12 protein-coding genes are annotated in these 13,187 nt (G+C 63.6%); 6 read left to right on the top strand and 6 right to left on the bottom strand.

From position 1 onward, the window contains the following. Positions 1-22: 22 nt before the first annotated feature. The 4 genes from MESS4_RS12305 to MESS4_RS12290 all read right to left on the bottom strand — a co-directional run bounded on the left by MESS4_RS12305 (position 23) and on the right by MESS4_RS12290 (position 6,025). On the bottom strand, positions 23-1,006 hold the full coding sequence (locus tag MESS4_RS12305) for an NAD-dependent epimerase/dehydratase family protein (RefSeq protein WP_006330666.1): 984 nt from the start codon (positions 1,004-1,006) through the stop codon (positions 23-25). A 104-nt stretch (positions 1,007-1,110) separates the two neighbouring features. After that, positions 1,111-4,569, bottom strand: coding sequence for a chromosome segregation protein SMC (gene smc, locus MESS4_RS12300; RefSeq protein ID WP_006330665.1), 3,459 nt, complete (start codon positions 4,567-4,569; stop codon positions 1,111-1,113). Positions 4,570-4,638: 69 nt separating this feature from the next. Beyond that, the gene (locus MESS4_RS12295; protein WP_006330664.1) at positions 4,639-5,382 is read right to left on the bottom strand and encodes a DsbA family protein; all 744 of its coding nucleotides are present in this window, start codon (positions 5,380-5,382) and stop codon (positions 4,639-4,641) included. Positions 5,383-5,524: 142 nt separating this feature from the next. Then, a complete protein-coding gene (locus MESS4_RS12290) occupies positions 5,525-6,025 on the bottom strand; it encodes a DUF721 domain-containing protein (protein WP_006330662.1) in 501 nt (166 codons plus the stop codon). Between the two features lie 55 nt (positions 6,026-6,080). Here MESS4_RS12290 and mutY point away from each other — a divergent pair, with 55 nt between their 5' ends. From mutY to MESS4_RS12270, 4 genes are all read left to right on the top strand, one after another. Then, positions 6,081-7,205: an A/G-specific adenine glycosylase gene (gene mutY / locus MESS4_RS12285; RefSeq protein ID WP_006330658.1), complete on the top strand. Its 1,125-nt coding sequence runs from the start codon at positions 6,081-6,083 to the stop codon at positions 7,203-7,205. Between the two features lie 124 nt (positions 7,206-7,329). Beyond that, positions 7,330-7,941 carry an HAD family phosphatase gene (locus tag MESS4_RS12280; protein ID WP_006330657.1) on the top strand — a complete coding sequence of 204 codons (612 nt, stop codon included), beginning with the start codon at positions 7,330-7,332 and terminating at the stop codon, positions 7,939-7,941. A 237-nt stretch (positions 7,942-8,178) separates the two neighbouring features. Continuing rightward, the gene (locus tag MESS4_RS12275; protein ID WP_006330656.1) at positions 8,179-8,391 is read left to right on the top strand and encodes a type II toxin-antitoxin system VapB family antitoxin; all 213 of its coding nucleotides are present in this window, start codon (positions 8,179-8,181) and stop codon (positions 8,389-8,391) included. Then, positions 8,388-8,777, top strand: a complete 390-nt coding sequence (locus MESS4_RS12270; protein ID WP_006330655.1) for a PIN domain nuclease — start codon at positions 8,388-8,390, stop codon at positions 8,775-8,777. The genes MESS4_RS12275 and MESS4_RS12270 overlap by 4 nt, the downstream gene beginning before the upstream one ends. Before the next feature lie 113 nt (positions 8,778-8,890). Here the strand turns inward: MESS4_RS12270 and MESS4_RS12265 are convergent, their stop codons facing one another. Continuing rightward, positions 8,891-10,024 carry a site-specific DNA-methyltransferase gene (locus tag MESS4_RS12265; protein WP_006330654.1) on the bottom strand — a complete coding sequence of 378 codons (1,134 nt, stop codon included), beginning with the start codon at positions 10,022-10,024 and terminating at the stop codon, positions 8,891-8,893. Between the two features lie 180 nt (positions 10,025-10,204). On the opposite strand from MESS4_RS12265, the gene MESS4_RS12260 reads away from it, so the two are divergent. Next, positions 10,205-10,894 (top strand): HAD family phosphatase, encoded by a 690-nt coding sequence (locus MESS4_RS12260; RefSeq protein ID WP_006330653.1) that lies wholly within the window; start codon positions 10,205-10,207, stop codon positions 10,892-10,894. Positions 10,895-10,933: 39 nt separating this feature from the next. On the opposite strand, the gene MESS4_RS12255 is transcribed toward MESS4_RS12260, so the two are convergent. Further along, positions 10,934-11,656, bottom strand: a complete 723-nt coding sequence (locus tag MESS4_RS12255) for a hypothetical protein (protein ID WP_006330652.1) — start codon at positions 11,654-11,656, stop codon at positions 10,934-10,936. 128 nt (positions 11,657-11,784) lie between these two features. Here MESS4_RS12255 and thrC point away from each other — a divergent pair, with 128 nt between their 5' ends. Then, on the top strand, positions 11,785-13,182 hold the full coding sequence (gene thrC, locus MESS4_RS12250; RefSeq protein ID WP_006330651.1) for a threonine synthase: 1,398 nt from the start codon (positions 11,785-11,787) through the stop codon (positions 13,180-13,182). Positions 13,183-13,187: the final 5 nt, after the last annotated feature.

Here is a 13,187-nt window from a genome sequence, read left to right as displayed (position 1 = left end):
CGTGGCGGCCGAACCGCTTCGATCAGTTCGTTCCTGATCCCGCCATCCATTCCAACCGATACCAGTCGACGAACTTCTTCAGCCCGTTTTCGATCGAAACGCTCGGCCGGAAGCCGAAATCGCGCTCCAGCGCGGCAATGTCGGCGTAAGTTCGCTCCACATCGCTCGTCTGCATCGGCTCGTTCTTGCGGACTGCCGTGACATCGAGCAGCTTTTCCAGAATGTCGATGAAATCGCCCAGCCGCACCGGCCGGTTGTTGCCGACATTGTAGAGCCTGTTCGGCGGAACGTCGGTGGGGGGCTTGTCGAGCACGGCGACCACGGCCTTCACCACGTCGTCCACATAGGTGAAATCGCGCCACATCTCGCCATTGTTGAACACCCGGATCGGCCTGCCCTCGAGCATCGCCTGGGTGAACATCCAATAGGCCATGTCGGGCCGGCCCCAGGGACCATAGACCGTGAAAAAACGCAGGCCGGTTTGCGGGATGCCGAAGAGATGGGCGTAGGTGTGGCTCATCAACTCATCCGACTTCTTGGTGGCGGCGTAGAGCGACACAGGCTTGTCGACCTGGTCGGCCTCGCTGAACGGCACGGTGCGGTTGCCGCCATAGACGGAGCTCGACGAAGCATAGACCAGATGCTCGAAGGCCGGTTCGGCGCGGCAGAATTCTAGCACTTCGAGATGGCCCATGACGTTGGAGCGGACATAGAGCCGCGGATTGTCGAGGGAATGGCGCACGCCCGCCTGCGCGGCGAGATGGACAATCCTGACGATGCCTTTGCCGGCCAAGGCGGTGGTGAGCGCGCCCTGTTCGGCAATATCGATCTGGTGAAATGAAAAGTCCCGGTGGGGCAGAAGGCGGGCGAGCCGCCCCTTCTTGAGCGCCAGGTCGTAATAGTCGTTCATATTATCGACGCCGACGACCGCTTCTCCCCTGTTGAGGAGATGATGGCAGACATGGCTGCCGATGAACCCCGCGGCTCCGGTGACGAGTACAGGCAACGAGGTTCTCCACACACACCGACCAGGCCAGTCAGCCCAGAAGAGAGCTGGTCGTTTTCAGTTGGTGCTATAGTTGAAAGCCGAAATTGAGGCCACCGGCAAGTTCAGCTCGCCTCGCGCATGGCCTCGGCTGCCTGCAGGTCGACCGACACGAGCTGGCTGACGCCTTGCTCGGCCATGGTCACCCCGAACAGCCGGTTCATGCGCGCCATGGTGATCGGATTGTGCGTGATGATGACGAAGCGCGTATCGGTGGTGGCTGCCATTTCGTCCATGAGGTTGCAGAAACGCTCGACATTGTGGTCGTCGAGCGGCGCATCGACCTCGTCGAGCACGCAGATCGGCGCCGGATTGGTCAGGAACACGGCAAAGATCAGCGACATCGCCGTCAGCGCCTGCTCGCCGCCGGACAGCAGCGTCATGGTCTGCGGCTTCTTGCCGGGCGGGCGGGCAAGGATCTCGAGACCGGCCTCGAGCGGGTCGTCGGATTCGATCAGTTGCAGTTCCGCGGTGCCGCCGCCAAACAGATGCGAAAACAGCCGCTGGAAATGGCTGTTGACCACATCGAAGGCGGCGAGCAGCCTTTCGCGGCCTTCACGGTTCAGGCTCTGGATCGCCTGCCTGAGCTTGCGGATGGCCTCGATGATGTCCTCGCGCTCGGTAACGATGGTCTCCAGCCGGTCGGACAATTCCTTCTGCTCCTCCTCGGCGCGCAGATTGACGGCGCCGAGCCTCTCGCGCTCGATCTTCAACCGGTCGAGCTGGCGCTCGATCTCGGCCATTTCGGGCATCGGGCTGTCGGCCTCCAGTCCGGTATGGCGGATGACCAGGTGCGGTGGCGTGTTCAGCGTTTCCTGGATGCGCGCCTCGACCTCCAACCGCCTTTCGTCGGCGGCCGTCAGCCGCTCTTCGGCGCGGACGCGCGATTCACGCGCTTCGGCCAGCGACTGGATGGCCGATGTCGCGGCCTTGTCCAGCTCGGACTGCCGGTTCTCCGCTTCCTGCAGGCGGTCGCTCGCCGCCTGGCGCAGGCTTTCGGCCTCGGCAAGGTGCGAGAGGAGAGCGCGCCGCTTGGCGTCGATCTCGTCGGGGGCGTCGGCCAGCCGTTCGCGCTCGGCCTCGGCCTCGGCCTTGCGTTCGCCAAGTGCTGCGATCTGCGTCGATGCGTTCTCGGCGCGCTCCAGCCAGTTGCGGCGTTCCGCGCCGATGGCCTCGAGCCGGCGCATACGTGCCTCGGCTTCCCGCCTCAGACCCTCATGAACGGCGCGCGCATCGGCAAGAGCGGCGCGGTCGCGGGCGACATTGGCCGAGGACTGTTCGAGCTGCAGCCGCAGATCGCCGAGATCGGGCGCGCTTTGCAGCAGCATTTCCGCCTCGACGAAAGCCGCCGCCGTCTCCTCGTGGCTGTCGACGATACGGGCGCGCGCCTCGTCCAATGCGGCGCGCCGGCTCGACAGCTCGCCGCCGGCCTTCTCGGCCTCGGCCAGCACGTTGCGCGCGGCGTCGAGCCTGTGCTGAGCATCACGCCCGGCCTGCCTGGCATTGCGTTCGGCCTCGCTGCTTCGCGCAAGCGCCTGTTCGGCTTGGGCAAGCGCCGCTTCGGCCTCGCGCAGGACGAGCGTGGCTTGCACGGCTTCGGCATCGAGCTCGGCCAGCCGGTTCTTCTGCGCCAGCCGTTGTGCTGCCGCGGTCGGCGCATCGGCGCTGGCGGTGAAGCCGTCCCAGCGCCAGAGCGCGCCTTCGCGACTGACCAGCCGCTGGCCGGGCGCGAGCTGCGCCTGCAGCCGCCGTCCGTCGCCGGCCCCGACGATGCCGACCTGCGCCAGCCGGCGGGCGAGTTGCGCCGGCGCGCGCACAACGCTGGCAAGACTCCTGATGCCTTCGGGCAGGACCGCATCGCCGGGCTGGATTTCGCTTTCGCCCCAATGCACTGGCGCGCTGCGATCGAGCGGCACGTCAAGGTCTTCGCCGAGGGCGGCGCCAAGCGCGGTCTCATAGCCACGCTCGACGCTGATCTGCTCCAGCACGGAGGGGAAGAGATCGCCGCTGGCGGCATTCAGGATCTTGGCCAGCGTGCGCGCCTCGGTCTCAATCCGCGCCAGTTCGGACTTGGCGTCCTGGACCGGCGGGCGGGCGGCGCTTTCGGCCCCGCGCGCCTCGGCGACCGCCTGTTCGGCAGCGATCGCGGCGGCCTCGGTTTCGTCGAGCAGCGCCATGGCGTCCTCGACCAGAAGGCGCTTTTCGGCTGGATCGGGCAGGCCGGCAACCCTTGATATGATGTCGGACAGTTCCCGGTCGACATCGGAAAGCTGGCGGGCGAAGCGGTCGCGGCGTTCCGCGGTGTCGCGCAGCGTGCGCTCGATCTGGTTGCGCGAGGCGGCGGCCTCGGCCCGTTCGGCGGTCAGTGCGGCGAGCCTCGCTTCGCTCGCGGCAAGCGTCGCGGCAGCCTGTTCGAAAGCCGCGCGGGTGGTGGCCTCGCGCTCGGCAGCACCTCCATTTTCGGAATTCAGCTCGGCTTCTTCCGTTCGAAGGCGCTCGAGAATGTCGGCGTTGTCGCGCACCATCCGCTCCTCGCGGGCGATGTCGCCGTCGAGCTGCTGGAGCCGGCGGTCAAGTTCGGCCTGGCGGGCGCGGATGCGGCCCGCTTCCTCTTCGATCTGCGCCTTGGCGATCGACAGGCGCTGGAAGGCGGCGGCGGCGGCGGCTTCCGCGTCGCGCAGGTCCGGCAGCCTGTGCGCCCCGATCCCTTGCTCCTTGGCGGCTGCCATCTGAGCGGAGGCGCGGTCGCCGACCAGTGCCGTGGCAACCGCCAGCGCCGAGCGCGCCTCGCCTTCCTGCGTCTTGGCCAGCATCCAGCGCAGATGCAGCAGCGTCGCCTCGGCCTTGCGGATATCGGCCGACAGGTTCTTGAAGCGCGAGGCCTGGCGGGCCTGGCGCTTCAGGCTTTCGATCTGGCTTTCGAGCTCGCCGACGACATCGTCCAGCCGCTCCAGATTCTGTTCGGCTGCCTTGAGGCGCAGCTCGGCCTCATGGCGGCGCGTGTGCAGGCCGGAAATGCCGGCCGCCTCTTCGAGCAGCGCGCGGCGTGCCTGCGGCTTGGCCTGGATCAGTTCGCCGATGCGGCCCTGTCCGACCATTGAGGGCGAGCGCGCGCCGGTCGACTGGTCGGCGAACAGCAGCTGCACGTCCTTGGCGCGGGCTTCCTTGCCGTTGATGCGGTAGAGCGAACCCGCCTCGCGCTCGATGCGACGTGAAACCTGCAACTCGTCGGCGTCGTTGAAGGCGGCGGGCGCGCTGCGGTCGGTATTGTCGAGGAAGAGCGTGACTTCGGCGGTGTTGCGGGCCGGACGCGTTCCCGAACCGGAAAAGATCACGTCGTCCATGCCGGAGGCACGCATGTTCTTGTAGGAGCTTTCGCCCATCACCCAGCGCAGCGCCTCGACAAGGTTCGACTTGCCGCAGCCGTTCGGCCCGACGATGCCCGTCAGGCCGCGTTCGATGACGAACTCACCGGGTTCGACGAAGGATTTGAAACCGAGCAGGCGAAGGCGCGAGAACTTCATTCGCGCCGCCCCACAAGAGACAAAGTGGCACGCACGCCGAAGCGCGGTCGCTTCGGCGCTGCCGGAGCGTCAAAGCAGAGGGTCGATGATGGCCGACATTTCCTCAATCGACATCGCCCCTCTGTAGGTCTTTCCGTTGATAAAGAAGGTCGGCGTCGAGTCGACCTTGAATTCATCGGCGCCGCGTTTCTGGACCGACCTCACATCGTCCAGAAGTTTCTGGTCCGTCAAGCAGGCTTCGAAGGACTCCTGTGTAAAACCGGCGAGCTTGGAGATTTGCAGCAGCGCGTCCTTGGTATTGTTCCCGCCCACCCAGCTCGCCTGCTGCTTGAACAATACGTCCACCATCGGGAAATAATTGTCCTTGGCGCAGCGCGCCAACATGAAACCGGCCTCGGCGCTGGGGTCGAACGGAAATTCGCGCAGGATAAAGCGGGCCTTGCCGGTATCGATATATTTCGTCTTCAGTTCCGGAAAGGTCGTCTCGGCGAAATTCGCGCAATGCGGGCAGGTCATCGAGGCATATTCGACGATGGTGACCTTCGCGTCGTCCTTGCCGAGCTGCTTCTCGGGCAGCGCACCCGGCTTCAGCAATGCCGCCATATCCACCGTGCCCTGAGCTTCAGGCGCCTGCACGGCAGCGGGAGTGGCCGGCTTCGCAGGATCGGCGGGAGCCGCGGGCTTCACAACCTCCGCCTCGGCTTTCTCGCCCGAGTCGCTGCATGCGGCGAGCAGAACCACTGCTGGAACGGCGGCCAGCGAAGACAGGAGGTTTCTGCGAGACAGGCTTTTGCGAAACGGGGGACGGTTCATACGAATCACCTCATATGGGTTGGATTTTGCAATGCTAAGGCTAGAAAAGGCGAGAGTTGGCGCGAATTAAGGCATCGCCGTCCCCATTCCAATCGCCAAACTTTTAGGGCGCGATCACGAATACGCGAGATTGGCGACAATCCTATGGCTTTCTTTGGCCCAGAATAGTTGCGCCGAGCCGCTCCAGCGAGGCGCGCAAGCCATCGTCCTCGATCTTGCCGACTGTTCGGGAAAGCTTTGATTTTTCTGCATCATTGAGCGGTCTGGCGGCTGGTTTCGGGCGGAGCTTTTGCGACAGAACCGGCTTCTGCACGATCCTGATCCGGCCAACGGCGTTGAAGCCAAGGAACGCATTGACCCGGTTGATGATCTCGCCGGTCTCGTGCTGGAGATGGAGCGCGGCCATGCCTTCGCAAGCGATGACCAGCACCGCCGGCTCGAACGGATCGTCTTCATGCATGCGGCGCGGCCACTGGATCTTTTCAGGGCGCGAGCGGCCGGCGAGTCTTGGCCCGGCAATTTCTTCCCAAGACTGGACGAGCCCGATCGACATGCCGGCCCGCTTGCGCAGCACCGGATCGAGTATCTCAGTGGCAAGATCGCTCACCGGAACGGGATTGCCGAAGGGCCTTTTCCCTGCCATGTGCGTTCTCCAGTCACAACCTTCACCAAGCAGCGGTTAGGCCAGTCCTCGATCAATGACACTGCACGACCAGACCCGCAAGGCAAATACCAGCAAAGCTGGATCCGGGGATAGCGGCCAGATCGCGTCCCGCCTGCTTGGCTGGTACGACGCGCATCACCGCGACTTGCCGTGGCGTATTGCGCCGCGCGAATTCGCGCGCGGCGCGCGTCCCGATCCCTACCGCGTCTGGCTTTCCGAGGTCATGCTGCAGCAGACCACGGTTGAAGCGGTCAAATCCTATTTCCGAACCTTTGTCGGCAAATGGCCTGATGTCGAGGCGCTCGCCGCGGCATCGACCGAAGATGTGATGAAGGCCTGGGCCGGGCTCGGCTATTATTCGCGCGCACGCAATCTCAAGGCCTGCGCCGATCTCGTCGCACGGCAAGGCGGCCGGTTTCCGGACACGGAAGCAGGTTTGAAAGAGCTGCCCGGCATCGGCGCCTATACAGCGGCGGCGATCGTGGCGATCGCCTTCGACCATCCCGCCGCGGTCGTCGACGGCAATGTCGAACGGGTTGTTTCGCGATTGTTTTCGATCGCAACGCCGCTGAGCGAGGCCAAAACCGAGATACGCGCTCATGTCGAGCGCATGGTTCCAGCCCAAAGGCCGGGCGACTTCGCCCAGGCGATGATGGATCTGGGCGCGACGATCTGCACGCCGCGCCGGCCGCGTTGCATGCTCTGCCCGCTGCGCGAGGATTGCAGCGCGACTGTTTCAGGCGACCCCGAACGCTTCCCGGTTCGTCTGCCGAAGGGCGAGAAACCATTGCGGCGCGGGGCGGCCTTCGTTGCCGTGCGGGGCGACGGCGCCATTCTTTTGCGCAAGCGTGCGGACAAAGGCCTGCTCGGAGGCATGACCGAGGTGCCGACGACGGGCTGGACCGCGCGGATCGACGGCGCCACCACGGAAGCGACAGCCCCCTTCCCCGGCGACTGGCGGCCTGCCGGGCGGATTGGCCACGTCTTCACCCACTTCGCGCTCGAACTCGACGTGTTTAAAACGGTGACCGAGGTCGCCGCTCCGGCGGGACATTTCTGGTCGCTGGCCCATGAAATTTCCGGGGAAGCCTTACCCACTGTCATGAAAAAGGTAATCGAAGCGGCGATACCGGGCGCGACCAAAGCGCGTCGCGTGTGACTTGATCGTACCGCAACGCGCTTGGATTGTTTGTTTTGTGCATGTCGTGTTCCCAAAACCGCTGCACACTTCTGGGCGACATGCACCAAAAGCAGCACCCGCACTGAATTGCATTGAGGATAGAATGACCGAAATCCGCCACATCGTTTTCGACATCGGCAGAGTGCTGATCCACTACGATCCGAACTTGCCGTTCAGCCGTCTCATTCCGGACGCCGAGGAGAGAAAGTGGTTTTTCGACAATGTCTGCACGCATGACTGGAACATCGAGCAGGATCGTGGACGGACTTGGGAAGAAGCCGAGGCGCTGCTGATCGCCGAATATCCCGACCATGCCGAAAACATACGCGGTTTCCGCCGCCACTGGCACGAGATGGTGCCGCATGCCTATGAGGACAGCGTTGAGATCATGGAGAAGCTGATCGACAGCGGCCACGACGTCACCATGCTGACCAACTTCGCCTCCGACACGCTCGCCGAAGCCCGGCAGCGTTTCGATTTCCTCAACCGTCCGCGCGGCGTGACCATTTCGGGAGAGATCGGCCTGATCAAGCCTGATCGCGGCATCTACGATCATCACGTCGCCGCGTTCGGCCTTGAGCCGTCGGCCACGTTGTTCATCGACGACAGCCCGAAGAATGTCGAAGGCGCCAAGGCGGCCGGCTGGCAGTCCGTGTTGTTCACCGACGCAAGGACGCTCGAGGCGGACCTCCAGCGCCTGGGGATCACGGTGTAACCCGGGGGATCACCGTGTGACGCAGGGGATCACAGTGTGACGCAGGGGATCACAGTGTGACGCAGGGGATCACAGTGTGATTTGATTCACTTCGACAAGCCGATTGATAACCCGCTTCAAGTTTGCGCGGGAATATCGAAGATGTCCTCTTTCGTCGTGACGCTGTCGGCGTGACGGCTTGTTGGTCAAGAGCGGAATGTGTATATTTAGTCCAATTTACACACATCGAGCATCGACATGCGAACCAACATCGAACTCGACGACAAACTGATCGCGGAGGCCATGGCCGCCTCCGGTCTCAAGACCAAGAAAGCGACGATTGAGGCGGCCTTGCGCACTCTGGTACGCCGGCACCGGCAAGATATGGCTATCGCCGCACTTGCTGGCGCTGGCTGGGACGGCGATCTTGACACCATGCGGGAAGGTCGTTCGCCCGATCAGCGTCGATGATCGTCGTCGACAGTTCCGTCTGGATCGCCCATCTCCGCAATACGAACAGCGTCTCGGTAGGTAAGCTCAGGCATCTCGACGACACTCAGGAGATTCTGGTCGGAGACTTGATCCTGCTGGAGGTGCTACAAGGTGCGCGCAACGAAACGCATGCCCAACTGATTGAGCGGAACCTTCGACAGTTCGCTATTGTGCCGATGCTGGATCCTGCGACGGCAGTCAAAACTGCCCGAAACTACCGCGTGCTCCGGCAGCGGGGCATCACCATCCGCAAAACAATCGATATGATCATCGGCACATTCTGCATCCAGGGCGGACACGCGCTGCTGCATGACGACCGAGACTTCGACCCGATGGTTCATCACCTCGGTCTGCAACTCGCTTGACGAAGACCCGACGACGGGACTGGCGGAACGCTTCGCGGCACTTTTCGGTCGAGAAAGCGCGATCCTGCTTCCTTCGGGAACGATGTGCAACGAGATCGCCATAGCGGTTATTGTCAGGCCCCTGCCCGCTCCATGCCGAGGCGGGCGATGCGGCGAAGCTCGTCGATCGGGGTCAGGCCGCCGCTGCGCTCGTAATGCCAGAAGGTCCAGCCGTTGCAGGCGTCCAGCCCCTGCACTTCGGCGCCGATCTTGTGGATCGATCCGGCGCTGTCGCCGATCGCCACCGTGCCGTCGGCGCGCACCTTGGCGGCCCAGCGCTTCTTGGCGTCATAGAGCGTGGCGCCCGGCAGCATCAGCCCGGTGTCGATCAGGCTGACAAAGGCGACGCGCGGCTCGGCGCGCTTGCCGGTGAGCACGGTCAGATCGGCGCCGTCCAGCGGCCGCACCGCGTCGATGCGCTCGTTGGCGGCGTCGATATAGGCCTGCTCGCGCTCGATGCCGACGAAATGGCGGCCAAGGCGCTTGGCCACGGCGCCGGTGGTGCCGGACCCGAAGAAGGGATCGAGCACGATATCGCCTGGCTTCGTCGAAGCCATCATGATACGGGCAAGCAACGCTTCCGGCTTTTGCGTCGGATGCAATTTGTCGCCATTGTCGTTCTTCAGCCGCTCGCCGCCGGTGCAGATCGGAAAAAGCCAGTCGGAGCGCATCTGGACGTCGTCGTTCGACGCCTTGAGCGATTCGTAGTTGAAGGTGTAACCCTTGCCCTTCTGGTCGCGCGAGGCCCAGATCATCGTCTCATGGGCGTTCTGGAAGCGGCGGCCGCGGAAATTCGGCATCGGATTGGTCTTGCGCCAGACGACATCGTTGAGGATCCAGAAGCCAAGATCCTGCATCCTGGCGCCGACCCGGAAGATGTTGTGATAGGAGCCGATGACCCAGATGGTGCCATTGGGCTTCAACACGCGCCGCGCCGCCAGCAGCCAGGCGCGAGTGAAGGCGTCGTAAGCCTCGAAACTCTCGAACTGGTCCCAGTCATCGTCGACAGCATCGACCTTGGACTGGTCGGGCCGGTGCAGATCGCCGTCGAGTTGCAGATTGTAGGGCGGATCGGCGAAGATGACGTCGATGGATTTTTCGGGCAGCCGGTCAAGGGCTGCGACGCAGTCGCCTTTCAGGATCGTATCCAGCCACTCGGATTGGTGAGGAGCATGGGAAAGCTCGTCGAGGAGACGCACGGCAGACATTGTTACACCCAAAGGCACGCGTTACTGTTTACTCCCCGTTATGGTTACCGATCAGCGTAAATATTCGGTGAAGGCCGCAGGATCCGGACCCGGTAATTTGCGCAGGCCGGCCCGTTGGTGTATGCCCGCGCCGCCCGAGGTTGCTCGGGCCAACGCCCGCCCTCCCGCCTCCGGATCGCCATGCCACAGCCAGACCTTGTCATCTTCGATTGCGACGGCGTGCTCGTCGATTCCGAAATCATCGCCGCGCGCATCGAAGCCGAGCTGCTGACCTCGGCCGGGTATGAGATATCGGCCGAGGAGATTGCCGAAACCTATGCCGGGCTGACCTTCAAGGACATCATGATGCGGGTCGAGGAGAAGTCGCGCATCCCGTTCCAGGCCTCGCTGATCGACCGCGCCGAAGAGCTGGTCGACCGCAGGTTGCGCAGCGATGTGCGCGCCATCGATGGCGTGCGCGAGGCGGTCGCGGCGGTGACAGCGCCGCGCTGCATCTGCTCGAATTCACGCTCGGAGCGGATCGAGTTCATGCTGGAGAAGGTGCATTTGCTGCCGTTCTTCGCCGGCCGGATTTTTTCGGCAATGGAAACACCGACCGGGAAAACCAAGCCGGCCCCCGACGTGTTTCTCTTTGCCGCGGAAAAGCTCAAGGCCGATCCGCAAAACACCTTCGTCATCGAGGATTCCGTGCATGGCGTGACCGGCGCCAGGACGGCGGGCATGCGCGTGATCGGCTTCACAGGGGCCAGCCACAGCTATCCCGGCCATGCCGATGCGCTGACCGAGGCCGGCGCCGAAACGGTCATTCGCCGCTGGGCCGAGCTGAAAAGCGTCATCGCCGCCCTGTCGGAATGGTCGGCCGATGCGTAGGGCATACGCCTCCAGCTGGAGGCGCAGTTCCAACCGCTGCTATTCGGCTGCGGCAACTTTCTTCTTGTCGCTCTTCTTCCGCGCGGCTTCATCATAGCCGGCGAACGCCTGATAGTCCTTCGCGGTGGGCTCGGGAACGACGACGCTGGAATCGGTGAAGATGAACTGGGTGGCAGTCGAAGGATCGGTAACCTGGACCTGATATTGGTGAAGCTGCGAGTAAAGCACCTCGCTACCACGCATCACGGCGATACGGATCGGCATGGTGATGGTGCCGGGGTTGAACATCGGCCCCGGCACGACCTTGCCGGCGACCCCGATCCTCATCGACAACTGGCCGTTGGCGCGGCTGCAATCGCGGGTCACATCGGTGATCGAGGCCTGGTAGATGATCTTCGTCGGATCCTTCCGCGGATCAACCATGGTGCCGTCCGGTGCCGGCTGGTCGGTCTGTGCTGCATCAGCGGCGGGCTCGGCTTTCTTCTTGGGCTTCGGGCCGCTCTTGGCATAGGTGTTGAAGAAAGCGGTACCGTCGCGCAGCGTCACTTTCGGGCAATAGGCCAGCAATTGGCTGGAGAGAACCTTGGGGTCCGGAGGCGGCGGCGGCGACGTATCCTTCTTGCCGAAGCCAAGGATGCCATTGTCGCTCGATTGGCAGCCGGCGGCGGCAAGCATAAAGCCGGTGAGCGCCAGACCCGCGACAAAGCGACGGTTAAATGGGCGATAATAAAATGGGCGACCGTTGAACGAACAAAACGCCATGAACTGCTCTTCCCTCTCGCAAAGCCGGTGACGTATATCAACGGCGCGGCAAAAATGCGACTGAGCCAGCGCAGAAATTAACCACTTTGCCGGGGATGGAGCCGCCCGGCAGCAATGGACGTGTGACGATGCAATATGTGAGTACCCGCGGGGAAGCGCCCGTGCTTGGTTTTTCCGACGCGGTGATGGCGGGGCTGGCGCGCGACGGCGGGCTTTATGTGCCCAGCGCATGGCCGCATCTTTCGGCGGCCGAGATCCGCGCCATGCGCGGCCTTGCCTATCCCGATCTCGCCATTCGCGTGCTGGCGCCGTTTCTGGGCGGCGAGATCGCGATGCCGGTGTTCGAACGGCTGGTGCGCGAAGCCTATGCGACCTTCCGTCACGAGGCCGTCTGCCCGCTGGCGCAGACCGGTCCGGACACATTCGTCCTCGAGCTCTTCCATGGTCCGACGCTGGCTTTCAAGGACGTGGCCATGCAGCTTCTCGGCCGGCTGATGGACCATGTGCTTGGCGAACGCGACCAGCGCGCAACAATCGTCGGGGCTACGTCAGGCGACACTGGCGGGGCTGCCATCGATGCCTTTGCCGGGCGCGCCCGCACCGACATCTTCGTTCTGTTCCCGCACGGCAAGGTCTCGCCGGTGCAGCAGCGGCAGATGACGACATCCACCGCGGCAAACGTCCACGCGCTGGCGATCGAAGGCAATTTCGACGATTGCCAGGGTCTGGTGAAGGACATGTTCAACGACCACGGCTTTCGCGACAGGGTGTCGTTGTCCGGCGTCAATTCGATCAACTGGGCCCGCATCATGGCTCAGATCGTCTATTATTTCTCGTCGGCGCTGTCGCTGGGCGCGCCCGACCGGCCTATCTCCTTCACGGTGCCGACCGGCAATTTCGGCGACATCTTCGCCGGCTACGCCGCCAAGAAGATGGGCCTGCCGATCGAGCGGCTGGTCATCGCCACCAACGACAACGACATTCTGGCGCGCACGCTGTCGAGCGGCGAATACCGCACGAAAGGCGTCTTTTCGACGACTTCGCCGTCGATGGACATTCAGGTTTCGTCGAATTTCGAGCGCCTGCTGTTCGAGGCGGCCGGCCGCGATGCCTCGACCGTGCGGCGCTACATGAACGGCCTCAAACAGTCCGGCGCCTTCACCATCGAAGCGGCGGAGATCGCCAGGATTCGTGCCGAATTCGACGCCGGCCGTTCGACGATGGACGAAGTCGCCGCCACGATCCGCTCGACGCTGGCGGCCAGCAACTATCTGCTCGACCCGCACACCGCCGCGGCCATGCATGTTGCCGTTGCGAACGCCGCCGATGCCGTGCCGATGGTGGTGCTGGGCACGGCCCATCCGGCAAAGTTTCCGGCTGCCGTCCAGGAGGCCTGCGGCGTGTCGCCCGCCCTGCCCGCATGGCTAGGCGGGTTGATGACATCAGAGGAAAAATACACGGTACTTCCATCCGACCTGAAAATGGTGGAAGATTACGTTAGCCACCACACGCGGGCGGCAAGTTAGGGAGT

Source organism: Mesorhizobium sp. STM 4661 (assembly GCF_000359125.1).
In the GTDB taxonomy this organism is placed as follows: domain Bacteria; phylum Pseudomonadota; class Alphaproteobacteria; order Rhizobiales; family Rhizobiaceae; genus Mesorhizobium.
Note: the sequence above shows the minus strand (reverse complement) of the source record. Positions and strands in the feature narration are given on the sequence as shown.

Coding starts and splice junctions, on each gene's coding strand:
- smc (WP_006330665.1), bottom strand. CDS start 4,569: ATGAAGTTCTCGCGCCTTCGCCTGCTCGGTTTCAAATCCTTCGTCGAA.
- MESS4_RS12280 (WP_006330657.1), top strand. CDS start 7,330: ATGACCGAAATCCGCCACATCGTTTTCGACATCGGCAGAGTGCTGATC.
- MESS4_RS12260 (WP_006330653.1), top strand. CDS start 10,205: ATGCCACAGCCAGACCTTGTCATCTTCGATTGCGACGGCGTGCTCGTC.
- MESS4_RS12265 (WP_006330654.1), bottom strand. CDS start 10,024: ATGTCTGCCGTGCGTCTCCTCGACGAGCTTTCCCATGCTCCTCACCAA.
- MESS4_RS12270 (WP_006330655.1), top strand. CDS start 8,388: ATGATCGTCGTCGACAGTTCCGTCTGGATCGCCCATCTCCGCAATACG.
- MESS4_RS12295 (WP_006330664.1), bottom strand. CDS start 5,382: ATGAACCGTCCCCCGTTTCGCAAAAGCCTGTCTCGCAGAAACCTCCTG.
- mutY (WP_006330658.1), top strand. CDS start 6,081: ATGACACTGCACGACCAGACCCGCAAGGCAAATACCAGCAAAGCTGGA.
- MESS4_RS12255 (WP_006330652.1), bottom strand. CDS start 11,656: ATGGCGTTTTGTTCGTTCAACGGTCGCCCATTTTATTATCGCCCATTT.
- thrC (WP_006330651.1), top strand. CDS start 11,785: ATGCAATATGTGAGTACCCGCGGGGAAGCGCCCGTGCTTGGTTTTTCC.
- MESS4_RS12290 (WP_006330662.1), bottom strand. CDS start 6,025: ATGGCAGGGAAAAGGCCCTTCGGCAATCCCGTTCCGGTGAGCGATCTT.
- MESS4_RS12275 (WP_006330656.1), top strand. CDS start 8,179: ATGCGAACCAACATCGAACTCGACGACAAACTGATCGCGGAGGCCATG.